16 protein-coding genes and 3 tRNA genes are annotated in these 17,124 nt (G+C 62.3%); 12 read left to right on the top strand and 7 right to left on the bottom strand.

Annotated features, from left to right (window positions below; all coding sequences use genetic code 11):
• The 9 genes from EV700_RS09410 to pal are packed head-to-tail and all read left to right on the top strand — an operon-like array spanning nt 1 to nt 7,490.
• Nucleotides 1-1,155 (top strand): iron-containing alcohol dehydrogenase, encoded by a 1,155-nt coding sequence (locus EV700_RS09410; RefSeq protein ID WP_130413075.1) that lies wholly within the window; start codon nt 1-3, stop codon nt 1,153-1,155.
• The gene (ruvA, locus tag EV700_RS09405) at nt 1,152-1,751 is read left to right on the top strand and encodes a Holliday junction branch migration protein RuvA (RefSeq protein ID WP_130413073.1); all 600 of its coding nucleotides are present in this window, start codon (nt 1,152-1,154) and stop codon (nt 1,749-1,751) included. Before EV700_RS09410 ends, ruvA begins: the two co-directional genes overlap by 4 nt.
• A 30-nt stretch (nt 1,752-1,781) precedes the next feature.
• A complete protein-coding gene (gene ruvB, locus EV700_RS09400) occupies nt 1,782-2,810 on the top strand; it encodes a Holliday junction branch migration DNA helicase RuvB (protein ID WP_130413071.1) in 1,029 nt (342 codons plus the stop codon).
• On the top strand, nt 2,807-3,199 hold the full coding sequence (gene ybgC / locus EV700_RS09395) for a tol-pal system-associated acyl-CoA thioesterase (protein ID WP_130413069.1): 393 nt from the start codon (nt 2,807-2,809) through the stop codon (nt 3,197-3,199). Before ruvB ends, ybgC begins: the two co-directional genes overlap by 4 nt.
• A 5-nt stretch (nt 3,200-3,204) precedes the next feature.
• Complete coding sequence (gene tolQ, locus EV700_RS09390) at nt 3,205-3,879, top strand: protein TolQ (RefSeq protein WP_130413067.1); 675 nt, start codon at nt 3,205-3,207, stop codon at nt 3,877-3,879.
• Nucleotides 3,879-4,313, top strand: coding sequence for a protein TolR (gene tolR / locus EV700_RS09385; RefSeq protein WP_130413065.1), 435 nt, complete (start codon nt 3,879-3,881; stop codon nt 4,311-4,313). Before tolQ ends, tolR begins: the two co-directional genes overlap by 1 nt.
• A complete protein-coding gene (tolA, locus tag EV700_RS17215; protein ID WP_130413063.1) occupies nt 4,310-5,488 on the top strand; it encodes a cell envelope integrity protein TolA in 1,179 nt (392 codons plus the stop codon). The genes tolR and tolA overlap by 4 nt, the downstream gene beginning before the upstream one ends.
• Nucleotides 5,489-5,492: 4 nt before the next feature.
• A complete protein-coding gene (gene tolB / locus EV700_RS09375) occupies nt 5,493-6,761 on the top strand; it encodes a Tol-Pal system beta propeller repeat protein TolB (RefSeq protein WP_130413061.1) in 1,269 nt (422 codons plus the stop codon).
• 33 nt (nt 6,762-6,794) lie between these two features.
• Nucleotides 6,795-7,490 (top strand): peptidoglycan-associated lipoprotein Pal, encoded by a 696-nt coding sequence (gene pal, locus EV700_RS09370; RefSeq protein ID WP_423201217.1) that lies wholly within the window; start codon nt 6,795-6,797, stop codon nt 7,488-7,490.
• 72 nt (nt 7,491-7,562) lie between these two features.
• Here pal and EV700_RS09365 read toward each other — a convergent pair whose 3' ends face one another.
• A complete protein-coding gene (locus tag EV700_RS09365) occupies nt 7,563-8,783 on the bottom strand; it encodes an argininosuccinate synthase (protein WP_130413059.1) in 1,221 nt (406 codons plus the stop codon).
• Between the two features lie 77 nt (nt 8,784-8,860).
• Entirely contained in the window at nt 8,861-10,156 is a 1,296-nt protein-coding gene (locus EV700_RS09360) for a GGDEF domain-containing protein (RefSeq protein WP_165391408.1), read from the bottom strand.
• A gap of 177 nt (nt 10,157-10,333) precedes the next feature.
• Here EV700_RS09360 and pyrC point away from each other — a divergent pair, with 177 nt between their 5' ends.
• Together pyrC and rnt are read left to right on the top strand one after the other, a co-directional pair.
• A complete protein-coding gene (pyrC, locus tag EV700_RS09355; RefSeq protein WP_130413656.1) occupies nt 10,334-11,368 on the top strand; it encodes a dihydroorotase in 1,035 nt (344 codons plus the stop codon).
• Nucleotides 11,365-11,976 (top strand): ribonuclease T, encoded by a 612-nt coding sequence (gene rnt / locus EV700_RS09350; RefSeq protein WP_130413055.1) that lies wholly within the window; start codon nt 11,365-11,367, stop codon nt 11,974-11,976. The genes pyrC and rnt overlap by 4 nt, the downstream gene beginning before the upstream one ends.
• 29 nt (nt 11,977-12,005) lie before the next feature.
• On the opposite strand, the gene EV700_RS09345 is transcribed toward rnt, so the two are convergent.
• The 5 genes from EV700_RS09345 to nadA form a co-directional block, all read right to left on the bottom strand.
• Entirely contained in the window at nt 12,006-12,215 is a 210-nt protein-coding gene (locus EV700_RS09345; RefSeq protein WP_130413053.1) for a PA3496 family putative envelope integrity protein, read from the bottom strand.
• A gap of 189 nt (nt 12,216-12,404) precedes the next feature.
• Nucleotides 12,405-12,480: transfer RNA gene (locus EV700_RS09340), tRNA-His, on the bottom strand.
• Between the two features lie 54 nt (nt 12,481-12,534).
• A tRNA-Arg gene (locus EV700_RS09335) sits at nt 12,535-12,611 on the bottom strand.
• 18 nt (nt 12,612-12,629) lie between these two features.
• A tRNA-Pro gene (locus EV700_RS09330) sits at nt 12,630-12,706 on the bottom strand.
• A gap of 94 nt (nt 12,707-12,800) precedes the next feature.
• Nucleotides 12,801-13,856 (bottom strand): quinolinate synthase NadA, encoded by a 1,056-nt coding sequence (gene nadA / locus EV700_RS09325; protein ID WP_130413051.1) that lies wholly within the window; start codon nt 13,854-13,856, stop codon nt 12,801-12,803.
• A 144-nt stretch (nt 13,857-14,000) separates the two neighbouring features.
• Here nadA and putA point away from each other — a divergent pair, with 144 nt between their 5' ends.
• A complete protein-coding gene (putA, locus tag EV700_RS09320; protein ID WP_165391407.1) occupies nt 14,001-17,102 on the top strand; it encodes a bifunctional proline dehydrogenase/L-glutamate gamma-semialdehyde dehydrogenase PutA in 3,102 nt (1,033 codons plus the stop codon).
• Nucleotides 17,103-17,124 lie beyond the last annotated feature (22 nt).

Below are 17,124 nucleotides of genomic sequence, written 5' to 3'. Positions count from 1 at the left end.
ATGCTTAACTTTGACTTCTACAATCCGACCCGCGTCATTTTCGGCGATGACCGCATTGCCGAGTTGCCCAAGCGCATTCCGCATGAGGCGCGGATACTGATTCTTTACGGCAACAGCGCCCGCAACACCGGGACTCTGGATGAAGTGCTGGACTCGCTGGTGGGACATGAAGTTTTTGAATTCGGCGGTATCGAGCCCAATCCTTCTTACGAAATGCTGATCAAGGCTGTGGAAGTGGTCAAGGCCGAGAAGATCGATTTCCTGCTGGCGGTTGGCGGCGGCTCGGTCATCGACGGCGCGAAGTTCGTGGCGGCGGCTGCCTGTTATGAAAGCGGCGATCCGCTCGACCTGCTGACCCGGCGCGCGCGTATCCTCAACGCCCTGCCGCTGGGCGTGGTGCTGACCCTGGCGGCGACCGGCTCCGAATCGAACAACGGTGCGGTCATCACCCACCTGGCCACACACACCAAGCATACCTTGATGAGCGAACGCCTCTATCCGGTGTTCGCCATCCTCGACCCCACCAAGACCTTTACCCTCGACGCCCGCCAGATCGGCAACGGCGTCGTCGACGCCTTCGTGCACATTACCGAACAGTACCTGACTTATCCGGTGAACTCACCGGTGCAGGACCGCATCGCCGAAGGCCTGCTGCTGACCCTGATTGAACAGGGCCCGATGGCGCTGGCCTCCGGCCGCGACTACGACGTGCGCGCCAACCTGATGTGGACCGCGTCGCTGGCCCTGAACGGCCTGATCGGCGCCGGGGTGCCGCATGACTGGGCCACGCACATGATCGGTCACGAGCTGACCGCGCTCTACAATATTGACCATGCCCGCACGCTGGCCATCGTCCTGCCGTCCATGCTGAAGGTGCGCAAGGAAGCCAAGCACGCCAAGCTGGTGCAATATGCCGAGCGCGTCTGGGGCCTGACCGAAGGCGAGGAAGACCAGCGCATCCGCTATGCGCTGGCCCGCACCAGCAAGTTCTTCGAATCGATGGGCCTGCCCACCAAGCTGTCCGCCTACAACCTGGGGCAGGATGCGGTGGAAGCCGTGCTGAAACAACTGGAAGCGCACAACATGACGGCGCTGGGCGAGAAACGCGATGTGACGCTGGACATCAGCCGCAAGGTGCTGGAGGGCGCCCTGTGATCGGACGGCTGCAGGGTACCGTCATTGACCTGAGCGCGCCGCATGCCCTGATCGACTGTCACGGCGTCGGCTATGAAGTGGAAATGCCGCTGCCCGCCTACTGCCAGCTGCAGGTCGGCAAGCCGGCCACCGTCTGGACCCATCTGGTGGTGCGCGAGGACGCCCATCTGCTGTTCGGTTTCTCGGGCAAGGAAGAACGGCTGCTGTTCCGCCTGTTGCTGAAAGTCAGCGGCATCGGCCCGAAACTGGCGCTCAGCCTGCTGTCGGGCATGGAGCCGGCGATGTTCCTGCTCTGTATCGAGCGGGAAGATATCGCCACCCTCACCCGCATTCCCGGCGTCGGCAAGAAGACCGCCGAGCGCCTGCTGATCGAGTTGCGCGACCGCATCAAGGAACTGACGCCCGCCGCCCATGCCGTCCCGCAAAGCCGCCTGACGCTCAGCACCGAGCTGACGCCGGTGGCCGAAGCGGAACAGGCGCTGATCTCCTTGGGCTACAAGCCCGCCGAGGCGCAGAAAGCCGTCGCCAATGTCAAAAACCTGCACGAAAACACCGCCGACCTGATACGCGCCGCGCTGAAAGCAATGGTAAAGTAACGCCTTTGCAAATCCGGATTCTAGCCCCGCATTATGGAACGTCTGATCGCGCCGCAGGCCCAACGCCAGGAAGAAGTATTTGACCGCGCCATCCGCCCGACCAGCCTGGCGGACTACATCGGCCAACCCAAGGTGCGCGAGCAGATGGAGATTTTCATCCACGCCGCGCGCTCACGCGGCGAAGCCCTCGACCACACCCTGATCTTCGGCCCGCCCGGCCTCGGCAAGACCACGCTCGCCAATATCATCGCCCGCGAAATGGAAGGCGAGCTCAAGTCCACCAGCGGCCCGGTGCTGGAAAAGGCCGGCGACCTCGCGGCGCTGCTGACCAACCTTGAAGCCGGCGATGTGCTGTTCATTGACGAAATCCACCGCCTGTCACCGGTCATCGAGGAAATCCTCTATCCGGCCATGGAAGATTACCAGCTCGACATCATGATCGGCGAAGGCCCCGCCGCCCGTTCGATCAAACTCGACTTGCCGCCGTTCACGCTGGTTGCCGCCACCACCCGCGCCGGTTTGCTGACCTCGCCGCTGCGCGACCGCTTCGGCATTGTGCAACGGCTGGAGTTCTACAGCGTCGCCGACCTCACCCGCATCGTCACCCGCTCCTCCAGCCTGCTGAACGTGCCGATGGAGCCGCAGGGCGCGGAAGAAATCGCCCGCCGCAGCCGCGGCACGCCGCGTATCGCCAACCGCCTGCTGCGCCGCGTGCGCGATTATGCGGAAGTGAAGGCGGACGGCGTCATCACCGGCCCGGTGGCCGCCGCCGCGCTGGACATGCTCGATGTCGACCGTATCGGCCTCGACGGCCTCGACCGCCGTTACCTGCTGACACTGATGGAGAAGTTCGGCGGCGGCCCCGCCGGGGTGGAGTCGCTGGCCGCCGCGCTGGCCGAGGACGGCGGCACGCTGGAAGATGTTGTCGAGCCGTACCTGATCCAGCAGGGTTTTGTCATGCGCACCGCGCGCGGCCGCATCGCCACGCCGCAGGCCTGGCTGCAATTCGGCCTGACCATGCCCGAATCCCTGAAACAAGCCCTGGGCGGCGCGGCATGACTCCGTTCCGCCTGCCGGTCCGCGTCTATATCGAGGATACCGACGCCGCCGGTATCGTCTATTACGTCAACTACCTGAAGTTCATGGAGCGGGCGCGCACCGAGCTCCTGCGCCACATCGGTTTCGGGCATTATTTACATCATACTGACTACCTGTTCGTGGTGCGCTCGGCTAACATCCGCTACCGCCGCCCGGCCAGGATGGATGACACGCTGGAAGTCACCGCCGCCATTCTCCGTCGCGGCCGCGCCTCAATGGAATTCCACCAGACTGTCGAACGAAACGGCGAGCTTCTGTGTGAAGGTGAACTTATGATTGCCTGTGTCGACGCCATCCACCTGAAACCCCGCGCCCTGCCGGCGCGCCTGACCGACCTGTTACCGGACTGAACTTCATGGCTGTCAAAGAATCCCTCTCGATCCTCGGACTGGTCGCCCATGCCAGCATTCCCGTGCAACTGGTGATGCTGGCGCTGGCGGCCGCCTCGGTATACTCGTGGGCGCTGATCATCCGCTACCGCCGCGTGCACAAGCTGGCCCGGCAGGAGCACGCCCGTTTTGAAGAGGCCTTCTGGTCCGGCAATGACTTGGGCGCGCTTTACCAGAAAAGCCAGCAAAATGCCGAGCGTCAAGGCTCCGAAGCCGTGTTCCACGCCGGATTCAAGGAATTCATCCGTCTGCGTCAGAAAGGCCTGTCCGCCGATGCGCAAATGCAGGGCGTCACCCGCGCCATGCGCGTGACCCTGATGCAGGAACAGAAGCGGCTGGAAGGCGACCTGTCGGTGCTGGCCAGCATCGGCTCCAGCGCCCCGTATGTCGGTCTGTTCGGCACCGTCTGGGGCATCATGACTTCCTTTATCGGTCTGGCCAGCGTCGAGCACGCCACCTTGTCGGTGGTGGCTCCCGGCATCGCCGAAGCGCTGATCGCCACCGCCATCGGCCTGTTCGCCGCCATTCCCGCCGTGCTGGCCTTCAACCACTTCATTTCCAGCAGCGACGACATCAACAACCTCTACACCATCTTTGCCGACGAGTTCTCCGGCATCCTGCACCGGGAAAGCCATACCTGATGGAACCGAGCCCTTTCGAGCGTCCGCGCCGACGCCTGATGTCCGACATGAACGTCGTGCCGTATATCGACGTCATGCTGGTGCTGGTGGTGATCTTCATGGTGACCGCGCCGATGCTGACGCAGGGGCTGAAGGTCGAACTGCCCGAAGCGGCCGCCGACACCATCAATATCGACAGCGAAGAGCCGGTGGTGATTACCGTCAAGGCAGACGGCGGCTACTGGCTGAAACAGGGCAGCAAGGCGGACAAGCGCCTTTCGTTGCAGGACATGATCCAGGCCCTGCACGCCGTTGAACAGGCCCAGCCGAAGGTACAGATCCTCTTGAATGCCGACACCCGCGTCGATTACGGCAAGGTGGTGAAACTGATGGCGGCGCTGCAACAGGCCGGGCTGACCCGGGTCGGCCTGCTGACCGACTCCCCGGAACCATGAACAGGGACTGGCGCACGCTGATCCGGCAACCCCTGACGCTGTCGCTGCTGCTGCACGGCGGCCTGGCGTTATCGCTGCTGGTTTTTGCCCGTCATCTGGTGCCGGAACTGCCACCCGCACCCTCTGTCCTGAAAACCACGTTGGTCAGCCGTGCGGCGGTCGCACCGCAAGCCGCTCCCCAGCCTGCCTCGGCCGCGCCTCTTCCCGAACCGGCGCAGCCGGAACCGGTCAAGCCGGTGGAGCCGCCCCAAAAGCCGAAAGCGGAAGAAAAACCGAAGCCATCCGTTCCGGTCAAAAAAGAACCGCCGAAACCGGCGGAGCCGGTTCACAAGGAAAGGCCGAAGACGGAAAAGCCGGTCAAGGAACCGGTATTGCCCAAAGGCAAAGGCGAAAAGCCAGAGCCGCCCAAGCCGGAGAAAAAGCATCCGGAAACCAGACCGGACCCGAAGCCCGCGCCTGTGAAGGAACATCCAAAAGCCGTAGAAAAGCCGAAGCCGGAAGATAAGCCCGCCAAAGACAAGGCCGTCCCGAAAAAGACCGAAAAGGCCAAGGAGCCGGAGAAACCAAAGCCGCCGGAACCGACCAAAAAGCCCGAAAAGACTCCGGAGAAAAAGCCGGAACCGGGCAAGGCTCCGGAAAAGGTCCCTGAAAAGGACAAGACCAAACCCGAGAAGAAAGCCCTCGAGCCGAAAAAGCTGCAACCGGTTTTTGACACCAGCGAATTCGACAAGGAAATGCAGTCCGTCCAGGGCCAATTGAAATCCCAGGAACGCGACCGCCTGAAAAAGGCCGCCGAAGCAAACGCCAAGGCGGAAGCCGACCGTCTGGCCGCCGAACGCGCCGCCGAGGAACAACGACTGGCGGACCAGAAGCGCGCCCGCGAACTGGCCGCCCTGGTCGAGAAATACAAAAAGCAGATTGAAGACCGCATCTATGCGCGCTTGAATCTACCGCCGCAGTCGACGCCCGGACAGTTCACGGAAGTGCGGATCATCGTCATTCCCGGTGGCGAGGTCATCAACATCCTGAAACTGAAGGGCAGCGGCAACGAGGCTTTTGATGACAGCGTCATGGCCGCCATCCGCAAGGCCAGTCCCTTGCCGGTGCCCGCCGACGCCCAGGTTTTCAATGAAAACTTCCGTACATTTTCCATGCGTATCCGCAATAAGGATTGAACCGATGAAACGCACCGGCCTGCTCCTGTTATTGCTCAGCCTGACCGGCCTCGCCCGCGCCGAGCTGATGCTGGAAATCAGCAAGTCCAGCAATAACAGCCAACCTATTGCCGTGGTTCCGTTCGGGCAGGACAACCGCCCCGACAATCTGGCCGCCATCATTCGCAGCGATCTGGCGCAGACGGGCCTGTTCCGTCCGGCCGCCACCCTGCCCGCCGAGCCGACCACCGCCAGTGAAGTCAGTTATCCGGTCTGGCAGGCGGCGCACTTGAACCATATCGTCGTCGGCAAGATTATCCCGGTCGCACCGGACAACTACACCATCCAGTTCGAACTGCTCAGCAGCGACCAGCAAAAACGTGTGCTGGGTGAAACCCTGAACAACATCCCGGCCTCACGCTGGCGCGAGGCCGCGCATTTCATCAGCGACCGCATCTTCCAGCAACTGACCGGTCGCCCCGGCGCCTTCAGTACACGCATTGCCTATGTGCTGCAATACAAGCGCGACGGCCAGACCCGCTACCGGCTGGAAATCGCCGATGCCGACGGCCACCGGCCGCAAACCGTACTTGATTCGCCGGAGCCGCTGCTGTCGCCCGCCTGGTCCCCGGATGGCAAGAAGCTGGCTTATGTCTCTTTTGAAAGCCGCAAGCCCGCCATCATCGTGCAGAACCTGCTGACGCAGGAGCGGCTGGTGCTGGCGCGTTTCAAGGGGCTGAACGGCGCGCCCGCCTGGTCCCCGGACGGCTCACGGATGGCGCTGACCCTGTCACAGGACGGCAATCCGGAAATCTACCTGATGAGTCTGGTTGACAGAAAACTGACACGACTTACGCAGGATAACGCCATTGATACCGAAGCCCGCTGGGCGCCGGACGGACAATCGCTAATCTTTACGTCAGATCGCGGCGGCAGTCCGCAGATCTATCGCCTGGATATCGCCTCACGCGAAGTGAAGCGGCTGACCTTTGACGGCAACTTCAACGCCCGGGGCGCCATCAGCCCCGACGGCCGGTATCTGGCGATGGTGCATCGCGAGCGCGGCCAGACCTTCCAGATCGCTATCCAGGATCTGGAAAGCGGCGCGGTCAGTACGCTGACCAGCACGCCGCTGGATGAATCGCCCAGCTTCGCCCCGAACAGCCAGATGCTGGTCTATGCCAGCCGCAGCGGCAATAAGGGTGTCCTGGGCATCATGTCGCTGGACGGCCAATTCAAAATGACCTTGCCCGCTTCCGACGGGCAAGTCCGTGAACCCGCCTGGTCACCCTGAGTGACGGCAAACCCGAGGACGATGAACATGCAATTGCCCCCTTCCAAGATTTCCCTGCTGGCCGTGTGCATGGCTGCTGCCCTGGCTACCGGTTGCGCCAGCACCGCCAAGAAACCCGTGGCCGTGACCGAACCGGCGGCAACCGCTACCCAGCCCGCCGACAATCAGCCCAAGCCCGCCACCGAAGGCGCGCAAACCGGCGCGCTGAATAACGGCGGCGGATTGAACAGCCAGGGCATGGCCGGTGACAACACCGCCAGCGGTGGCTCTGCCTCCACGTCCGGTAGCGGCCCCGCCGGCGGCTCCACCGGCAGCGCTACGGCGGGATCGGGCGATACGACAGGCTCCGGCGCGGACAACGGCAACACCGCCGCCGCGTCGCTGTCCGACCGTCTGGTCAATTTTGACTTTGACAGCTCGGACATCCGTCAGGAAGACTACCCCACCCTGCTGGCTCACGCCCGCTACCTGCAACAAAACCCGCAAGCCAAGGTGACGCTGGAAGGCCATGCCGACGAGCGCGGCACGCGGGAATACAACATGGCGCTGGGTGAGCGCCGCGCCAAGGCCGTCGAGGCTTTCCTGGGCGTCAATGGCGCGCGCAGCAACCAGCTGGATTCGGTCAGCTTCGGCAAGGAAAAGCCGCTGAACGATGGTCATGACGAAGCCGCCTGGGCGGAAAATCGCCGCGTCGAACTCAACTACGAAGCCGGCGCACCCAAGCCCTAAGCCCGTCTTGCAGCCATAAAAAAGCCTTCCCCGTGACCGGGGAAGGCTTTTTTATTGACGACGACCGCTGGATCAGATCAGCTTGCGGCCCTTGCCGGCGGCAATGCGCAGGCGCAGGCCGTTCAGGCGGATAAAGCCCTCGGCATCCTTCTGGTTATACGCGCCGCGATCATCTTCAAAGGTAGCGATATTGGCATCGAAGATGGAATCGTCGGACTTGCGGCCGGCGATGTAGACATTGCCCTTATACAGCTTGGCGCGTACGACGCCGTTCACGTACTGCTGCGACTCGTCGATCATGGTCTGCAGCATCAGGCGTTCCGGGCTCCACCAGTAACCGTTGTAGATCAGGCTGGCGTAACGCGGCATCAGTTCGTCCTTCAGATGGGCCACTTCGCGGTCCAGCGTGATGGATTCGATGGCGCGGTGGGCCTTCAGCATGATGGTGCCGCCCGGGGTTTCGTACGCGCCGCGGCTCTTCATGCCGACATAGCGGTTTTCCACCAGGTCAAGACGACCGATGCCATGCTTGCCGCCCAACTGGTTCAGCGTCGCCAGCACCGTGGCCGGGCTCATTTCCACGCCGTCGATGGCGACGATGTCGCCCTTGCGGTAGGTCAGCTCAATGTACTGGGGTGCATCCGGCGCTTTTTCGGGGCTGACGGTCCAGCGCCACATGTCTTCTTCCGGCTCCCAGTACGGATCTTCCAGGCCGCCGCCCTCGTAGGAGATATGCAGCAGGTTGGCGTCCATCGAGTACGGCGACTTCTTGCCTGCCTTGTTGAAGTCGATCGGAATATTATGCTGGGCGGCATAGTTCATCAGCGATTCGCGGGAATTCAGGTCCCACTCGCGCCACGGCGCAATCACCTTGATGCCCGGGGTCAGCGCATAGGCGCCCAGCTCGAAACGGACCTGATCATTGCCCTTGCCGGTCGCGCCGTGGGAAATGGCGTCGCCGCCCACTTCCTTGGCGATTTCCACCAGACGCTTGGCGATCAGCGGACGGGCGATGGAAGTGCCCAGCAGGTATTCGCCTTCATAGACGGCGTTGGCGCGGAACATCGGATAGACGAAATCACGCACGAACTCTTCGCGCAGGTCGTCAATGTAGATTTCCTTGACGCCCATGGCCAGCGCCTTGGCGCGCGCCGGTTCCAATTCCTCGCCCTGACCGATATCGGCGGTGAAGGTCACGACTTCGCAGCCGTAGGTTTCCTGGAGCCAGCGGAGAATGATGGAGGTATCAAGGCCGCCCGAGTAGGCCAGCACAACCTTCTTGATCTGGGACATGGAATCAGCATCCTGTGAGGAGACGGGAAAACGGCGGGTATTCTACGTCAGACGCGCCGTCTTGTCCCATGCCGATTTCACTCCGGATGCGCGGAAGAACGGGACTTCAGCAAATGGAAAGCACGAATGCGGTGACGACCGGCACGCTTGGCGGCATACACCCCTTCATCAGCCTGATCGATCAGGGTCGAAATGCTGTTATCACTGCCCGGCACCAGCGTCGACAGGCCGATACTGACCGAAAGAAACTTGGCCACCTTTGAACCGCGATGGGGAATCTGCAGGGCGTCAATGGCGTCCCGCACTTCCTGCGCCACCGCCATGGCGCCCTCTTGATCGGTGTTCGGCAGCAATAACACAAACTCTTCGCCGCCATAGCGGGCCGCCATGTCCGACGGGCGGCGCACCAGCGACTTCAGGGTCTTGCCGACCGCGCGCAGGGCGTTATCGCCTTCCAGATGGCCATAGGTGTCGTTATAGGGCTTGAAATGGTCAACATCGACAAACACCAGCGAAACCGGTTGCTGCTCGCGCTCGGCCACCGCCCATTCCCGCGCCAGGGTTTCATTGAAATAGCGGCGGTTGGCCAGCGTTGTCAGGCCGTCCTCGCGCGACAGGCGGGCCATTTCCTGACTGAGCAGGTTCAACTGCTGCTTTTCGATATCCAGCAGACGCTCCTGCAGGAAGGCCTGGCGGTCGCGGTGATCCAGCATCCAGGCAATCGCCACGCCCATGACATTGGACAGCCCGGCGTACTGGGCAAACATCACGATATCCAGGCTGAGGCCGCCAAAATGGATCAGCAGCAACGAGGTCAGGCTGGCCCCGACGCCGATGGCGATATTGGTCAGCAGCGGCAGCGTGCTCAGGATATATACAATCATGTACAGGTAAATGACGATGTACGTGGATTGCTGGTTGAGGTAAGGACTGAGGAAGGCTGCACCGGTAACCGTGAGGCCTACCAGGCCCAGATAGCAGCTCAGGCCGACCGTATAGCCGTACCAACGATGCAGCGCCGGCTTGCGGGCGGACAGGGTGACGGCCGACATCACCAACGCCCCGCCCAGATAGATGCCCGTCCACAGGATCAGATCGAAGTTGCCGGTAACGGTCGACGACATCATCTTGACGTATTCAAAGGTCAGGATGCCGATGAACAGGTAAAAAACAGCCACGCGCAGGGTATTGGCGCGCATGACATTGCGGGCGCGGGCCAGCATGTGCTCGCGGTAGGCGCGCTCCATCATCGGCGAAAAACGCTTGCGACGGCGGCCGGCATCGGTCAGTAATTCGGCCAGGGCGCTGCGGGCTTCACCCAGCGGATCAGCGGACGGGGCGTCGCCGGGAAGCGGCTCGCCGGGGATAGGCATTATTGTTTTTCCCAAGGGGGTTTGCATGCTGCGATGCTGCCATTCCCCACCGGTGCGGGCAAGCCCTGACGGTCGGTTAACCGCTTTTTTTCCCCGACCGCCAAAGCCCGTCCTTCAATTCGCCCCCCGCTTCCAGTACCATTCCGCATCCTTTTCGGGAGCGCCCCCATGACCGCCATCCAGACCCTTACCCTCACCCGCCCCGACGACTGGCACATCCACCTGCGGGATGGCGACAAGCTGGCCGATACGGTGCGCGACGTGGCCCGTTACTTCGGCCGCGCCATCTGCATGCCGAATCTGGTGCCCCCGGTAAAGACCACTGCCGAGGCGCTGGGCTATTACGAACGCATCCGGGCCGTTCGTCCCGCCGGATCGTCCTTCGAACCGCTGATGGTGTTGTACCTGACCGACCAGACCGATCCGGCGGAAATCGCCGCGGCGAAGGCCTCGGGCAAGGTGGTGGCGGCAAAGCTTTACCCGGCGGGAGCCACCACCAACTCCCATGCCGGTGTCACCGCCATCGAGAAGATTTATCCGGTGATCGAGCAAATGGCGGCGCACGGCATGCCGTTGCTGGTGCATGGCGAAGTCACCCATGACAGCATCGATATCTTCGATCGCGAAAAGGTGTTCATCGACACCATCCTGTCGCCGCTGGTACAGCGCTTCCCCGCCCTGCGCGTGGTGCTGGAACACATCACCACCGCCGATGCGGTGGCGTTTGTGGAATCGGCCGGTCCGAACGTGGCGGCGACCATCACCGCTCACCACCTGATGTTCAACCGCAACCACATGCTGGTTGGCGGCATCCGTCCGCACCTGTTCTGCCTGCCGATCCTGAAGCGCAACGTGCACCAGGAAGCCCTGCAGCGCGCCGCCGTTTCCGGCAACCCGCGCTTCTTCCTCGGCACCGACAGCGCCCCGCACGCCATCAGCGCCAAGGAGGCCGCCTGCGGCTGCGCCGGGTCATACACCGCGCATGCCGCCCTGGAACTTTACGCCGAGGTATTTGAGCAACTGGGGGCGCTGGACAAGCTGGAAGGCTTCGCCAGTTTCCACGGCCCGGATTTCTACCGCCTGCCGCGCAACCGCGATACCGTGACGTTGTTGAAGGAAAGCTGGGAAGTGCCGGAAGCCCTGCCCTTCGGCCCGACCTCGGTGGTGCCGATCCGCGCCGGTGCGACAATCAGCTGGAAAGTACGGGCATGAGCGACATTCACCCGCTTAGCCAGCGTTTTCGAGGTTTCATGCCGGTGGTGGTGGATGTCGAAACCGGCGGCTTTCATGCCGCCACCGACGCCCTGCTGGAAATCGCCTTTGTCCCCCTGACCCTGGACAAGAACGGGCAGCTGCACGCGTTACCGTCGCTGCACGCCCATATCGAACCCTTTGCAGGCGCGGTGCTGAACCCGGCGGCGCTGGCTTTCACCGGCATCGACCCGTTCAACCCGTTACGCGGGGCCGAACCGGAAGGTGAAGCACTGAAGCGCATCTTTGCGGAATTGAAAAAACTGCAACGCAACCATCACTGCAAACGCTGCATTCTGGTGGGGCATAACGCCCATTTCGATCTGGGATTTTTGCAGGCGGCGGTAGATCGCCAGAACCTGAAGAACAGCAGCCCGTTCCACCCGTTTTCGGTGTTTGATACGGTGACGCTGGCGGGAATGGCTTATGGCCAGACGGTGCTGGCAAAAGCGTGCGAAAGCGCTGAAATTGACTTCAGCAACGAGGACGCGCACTCGGCGCTGTATGATGCGGAAAAGACGGCGGACCTGTTCTGCAGGATCGTCAATCGCTGGCCGGTGGGCGCGTAACACCCACCAGCCCGCCACTCAGGACGCGACTATTCGTCCTCGTCTTCAAGGTCGTAGTCGTAGTCCTTCAGCTTGCGCTCCAGACGACGCTCCTCAAGAATGTCGTCGATCACCCGCCGCTTCAGCAGGGAATTCTTGACGCTGGCAGCCTTGGCGACATCGTCGCCCTCAAAATCGCCGCCCTCATCATCAATGAAGGCATCGTCCAGTTCGAAATCTTCGGATTTACCGTTTGACATAGCCACCTCAACTTACGCAAGGTTGCGCTATTTACATGAATAATAGCCGATTGTAAAGGGGATACGTCACACATTCGACGAAATGACCGTTTCGGACGGATTGATGATACAAAAATGGCAAATATCCGGGTCAACCGGTGCATGCATGGAATTAAACGAGGAATATCAACGGGAACAACCGGAGGGGAATGGGGTGGACGATGGGACTCGAACCCACGACGACAGGAATCACAATCCTGGACTCTACCAACTGAGCTACGTCCACCACAAAGGTACAGCAACAACACGAACTGGCAACTGGCAACTGGCAACTGGCAACTGGCGCGCCCGGCAGGGCTCGAACCTGCGACCCTCGGCTTAGAAGGCCGATGCTCTATCCAGCTGAGCTACGAGCGCAAGGATCTTTCACTAAGTTGGTCGGGGCGGTGGGATTCGAACTCACGACCCTCTGGTCCCAAACCAGATGCGCTACCAGACTGCGCTACGCCCCGACTATCAAAGCTGCACTTGTTGCCAAATGCGAGGGCGCATGATACGCAGCGGGTCCCGGGGAGTCAATCCCCTTTTTACTAGACGCCTGTTTTTTCAACGCTTTCCAGCGGCGAAGTCCAGCATGCGCTGCAACGGCACCACGGCTTGCGGGATGATTGCCGGATCGACATGCACTTCCTGGCCGCCGTTCTCCAGCACCGCCAGCAGGTTTTCGAGTTCGTTCATCGCCATCCACGGGCAATGTGCGCAGGAACGGCAGGTGGCGCCGCTACCGGCGGTCGGGGCTTCAATGAACTCCTTCTCCGGGCTGAGCTGCTGCATCTTGTAGAAGATGCCGCGATCAGTGGCGACAATGAAACGCTGGTTGGGCAGCGTTTGCGAGGCCTTGATCAGCTGCGAGGTGGAACCGACGGCGTCGGCGATATCCACCACCGCTTCCGGCGATTCGGGATGCACCAGCACCGCCGCATCGGGATAGACCTGCTTCAGGTCAAGCACGCCGCGCGCCTTGAACTCCTCGTGGACGATGCAGGCGCCGTCCCACAGCAACATGTCGGCCCCGGTGACCTTCTGCACATAACTGCCCAGATGCTTGTCCGGCGCCCAGATAATCTTCTCGCCCTTGCCCGCCAGATAATCGATCACATCCACCGCGATGCTGGAGGTCACCACCCAGTCCGCGCGCGCTTTGACGGCGGCGGACGTATTGGCGTAAACCACGACCGTGTAATCCGGATGGGCGTCGCAGAAGGCGGTGAATTCGTCTACCGGGCAACCCAGGTCCAGCGAGCAGGTCGCTTCCAACGTCGGCATCAGCACGCGCTTTTCCGGGTTGAGGATTTTCGCGGTCTCACCCATGAACTTGACCCCGGCCACCAGCAGCGTCGAGGCCGGATGCCTGGTGCCGAAACGGGCCATTTCCAGCGAGTCGGAGACACAGCCGCCGGTTTCCTCGGCCAGCGCCTGCAAGTCATGCGAGGTGTAGTAATGCGCCACCAGCACGGCGTCGCGCTCTTTCAGCAACTGCTTGATGCGCGTGCGCAGCTCCTCCTTGCGCTCCGGCGAAATGACCGGCTCGTGCGGGGTATGCAGATGATCGAGGTAGTCCTTCACCAGCGCCTTGGCGGCATTGTCAATCAGGTTGTTCATGGCGGTAACGCATGCTCGGAAACGCGGAGGGGCGATTTTACCCTGTTCACGGCCCCGAACGCGATTATTTCCCGGCGCGGGCGTTTACAGGGCCGACATAGCAACCTTTACTTAGTACAAACCCCGGCCTGAAGGATGCCTGCCATGATCCCACTGCGCGACCTGCCCGAATTCCCCTGTGATTTCCGCGCCCTGCGCGACAGCTGGCTGGCGGACGAGGCCCTGGTGCTGACCGCGCTGATGAATGATTGCGGACTGGATGCCGAGCGCAAGGCCGAGGTGGCGGCGCTGGCGGAAAGGCTGGTCAGGCAGGCGCGCGGTGCAGAGTATCCGGCCTTTCAGGACTTCATCCAGGCCTACCGCATAGACAGCCACGAAGGCCGCACGCTGCTGACCCTGGCGGAATCGTTGCTGCGCATTCCGGATGCCGCTTCCCGCAACGAACTGATCAACAGCCTGCTGCCTGAGGCCGACTGGGATCATGGCGAGGGCGGGGAACACGGCAAGCTGGTGGGTCTGGCGGGAAAATGGCTGGCGCGCGCCCGGCGCTTTGTCGAGGATGAAAGCTTTCCCGACCGCTGGAGCCGGATGCTGCTCCGGCTGGGCAACAGCGTGATGCGGACAGCGCTGGGGAACGGGATCGCGTTGATGGCGCGGCAATTTGTCATGGCGGAAACGCTGCCGGAAGCGATCGCGGCCCGGCGCCCGGGTTACCGCTATTCCTTTGACTGCCTGGGCGAAGCGGCGCAGACCCCGGAGGAAGCCCGTTTCTACCTGCAATCCTACCAGCAGGCGCTGGAACATCTGGCCAATCATCAGCCGCACCACCTGCCGGTGCTGGAGCGGGACGGTATATCAATCAAGCTGTCGGCGCTGCATCCCCGGCTGGAACTGGCGCGCTGGGCCGATCTGGAGCGCGAACTGCTGCCGGAACTGACCCGGCTGGTGCTGTTTGCCGCCGAAGCCGGGATTCCGGTGACGATTGACGCCGAGGAATGCGAACGGCTGGAACTGGTGCTGTGCCTGTTTGCCGCCCTGCGTACCGATACGGCCCTGGGCGACTACGAAGGGCTGGGCCTGGCGGTGCAGGCCTATCAGAAGCGCGCGCCGGCGGTGATCGACTGGCTGGGGGAGCTGGCCGGACGTACGGGGAAACGCATCCCGGTGCGGCTGGTGAAAGGCGCTTACTGGGATACCGAGATCCGCCGCGCCCAGCAGCAAGGGTTGGAAGACTATCCGGTCTTTACCCGGAAGATCCATACCGATGTCTGTTACCTGGCCTGCGCGCGCCGCCTGCTGAAATCGCCGGACAAGTTCTGGCCCCAATTCGCCACACATAATGCCCATACCCTCGCCTGGCTGGACACCGTGGCCCGGCAACACGGGCAGATATTTGAGGTGCAGCGTCTGTGCGGCATGGCCGACACCCTGCACGAGGCTTTCCGGCAGATCACGGACCGGCCGCTGCGCATTTATGCCCCGATCGGCGATTTCAATACGCTGTTACCCTATCTGGTGCGCCGCCTGCTTGAGAATGGAAGCTCACAATCCTTTGTAAATCAGTTGGCTAACGCACATATTGAAAGTGAAATATTATGCAAGGATCCGGTGGAAACCGTGGCCGCCGACCGGATCCGCCCGCATCCGAAAATCCCGCTTCCCGCCGACTTGTTCCTGCCGCGCCTGAACAGCGCCGGCCTGAGTCCGGCCGACGTTGAAAGCCTGCACCGGCTGAAAGCCGGACTGGCGGACTTCCGTTTCAGCTCCTGGCAAGCCGGCTTGCCGCCGGACGCAGCCGCTGACGGCATACTGGCGACGCCGCGTCACAGCCCCGCCGACCGTCATCGCTTGCTGGGCGCTGTCCACGGCATGAACGAAGGCGATGTCGATCAGGCCTACCGTCAGGTGCGACAGGCATTTCCCGACTGGACACGCACCCCGGTCAGCCGTCGTGCTGACTGTTTGCGCACCCTGGCGGTCAAGCTGGAGGAGCATCGCACCGAATTGCTGTACCTGTTGATGATGGAAGGCGGCAAGGTGCTGGCCGATGCCTGGAGCGAATGGCGCGAAGCCGTGGATCTGTGCCGTTATTATGCCGATTGCGCCGAAACCCTGATGGCTCCCAGACCGTTGCCCGGCATCGCCGGTGAGGTCAACACCCTGAACTGGGCCGGACGCGGGGTTTTCCTGTGCATCAGTCCCTGGAACTTCCCGCTGGCCATCTTTCTGGGTCAGGTTGCGGCGGCGCTGGTGACCGGTAACACGGTGCTCTGCAAGCCCGCCAGCCAGACCAGCCTGATCGCGGCGCGGGTCGTGGCGCTGCTGCACGACGCCGGAATTCCGCACGAGGCGTTGCACGCCATCTACGGGGCGGGCCGGGATTTGGGTAATGCCCTGACCGACCATCCCGCTCTGGCGGGGATTGTCTTCACCGGTTCGACCGCCACCGCGCGGCACCTGAACCTGCAATTGGCGCGGCGGCCCGGACCGCTGGTCCCCTTGATCGCCGAAACCGGCGGCCTCAACGCCATGATCGCTGACAGCAGCGCCCTGCCCGAGCAACTGACCATCGACATCCTGCAATCCGCCTTCAACAGCGCCGGGCAACGCTGTTCGGCGCTGCGTATCCTGTGGTTGCAGGAAGACCTGAAAAATCCGCTGCTCGACCGGCTGGAAGGCGCGCTGAAAAGCTGGCGGACCGGCGCACCGACACTGCTGGCCAGCGACATGGGGCCGCTGATCGACACGGCGGCACTGGCGCAACTGCAGCATCACTGCACGGTCACCGGCCACAAGGCGCTGTGGAAAGCCGCCGGAACGCTGACCGATGCGGCGGAGGGCCATTATTTCCCGCCGCACGCCTTCCTGCTGCACCCGATGGATTTACCCGATCAGGAAGTGTTCGGGCCGGTGCTGCATATCGCCACCTGGAAAGCAGGAGAACTGGACAAGGTGATCGGCCGCATCAATGCCTCCGGCTACGGGCTGACGCTGGGAATGCATTCGCGGATACCGGCGCATATCCGGCAGGTGCAGGAACAAGCCAGGGTCGGCAACCTGTATATCAACCGCAACCAGATCGGCGCGGTGGTGGAAAGCCAGCCGTTCGGCGGCGAAGGCCTGTCCGGCACCGGCTTCAAGGCGGGCGGCCCGCACTACCTGATGCGTTTCTGCGTGGAGCGCACCGTCACCGAAAACCTGACCGCGACCGGGCTGAATCCGCAGTTGATGACGCTGGAGCCCTGAAACTTGATCGCGGCCAACTTTT

This window comes from Fluviicoccus keumensis (assembly GCF_004217445.1).
GTDB classification, from domain to species: domain Bacteria; phylum Pseudomonadota; class Gammaproteobacteria; order Pseudomonadales; family Moraxellaceae; genus Fluviicoccus; species Fluviicoccus keumensis.
The sequence above is the reverse complement of the archived record's forward strand: the minus strand, read 5'-3'. Positions and strand labels throughout refer to the sequence as shown.

Bases quoted from the DNA above. Each gene is read 5' to 3' on its own strand.
- EV700_RS09410 (WP_130413075.1), top strand. From the start codon at position 1: ATGCTTAACTTTGACTTCTACAATCCGACCCGCGTCATTTTCGGCGAT.
- ybgC (WP_130413069.1), top strand. From the start codon at position 2,807: ATGACTCCGTTCCGCCTGCCGGTCCGCGTCTATATCGAGGATACCGAC.
- tolQ (WP_130413067.1), top strand. From the start codon at position 3,205: ATGGCTGTCAAAGAATCCCTCTCGATCCTCGGACTGGTCGCCCATGCC.
- tolR (WP_130413065.1), top strand. From the start codon at position 3,879: ATGGAACCGAGCCCTTTCGAGCGTCCGCGCCGACGCCTGATGTCCGAC.
- tolA (WP_130413063.1), top strand. From the start codon at position 4,310: ATGAACAGGGACTGGCGCACGCTGATCCGGCAACCCCTGACGCTGTCG.
- tolB (WP_130413061.1), top strand. From the start codon at position 5,493: ATGAAACGCACCGGCCTGCTCCTGTTATTGCTCAGCCTGACCGGCCTC.
- EV700_RS09365 (WP_130413059.1), bottom strand. From the start codon at position 8,783: ATGTCCCAGATCAAGAAGGTTGTGCTGGCCTACTCGGGCGGCCTTGAT.
- EV700_RS09360 (WP_165391408.1), bottom strand. From the start codon at position 10,156: ATGCCTATCCCCGGCGAGCCGCTTCCCGGCGACGCCCCGTCCGCTGAT.
- rnt (WP_130413055.1), top strand. From the start codon at position 11,365: ATGAGCGACATTCACCCGCTTAGCCAGCGTTTTCGAGGTTTCATGCCG.
- EV700_RS09345 (WP_130413053.1), bottom strand. From the start codon at position 12,215: ATGTCAAACGGTAAATCCGAAGATTTCGAACTGGACGATGCCTTCATT.
- nadA (WP_130413051.1), bottom strand. From the start codon at position 13,856: ATGAACAACCTGATTGACAATGCCGCCAAGGCGCTGGTGAAGGACTAC.
- putA (WP_165391407.1), top strand. From the start codon at position 14,001: ATGATCCCACTGCGCGACCTGCCCGAATTCCCCTGTGATTTCCGCGCC.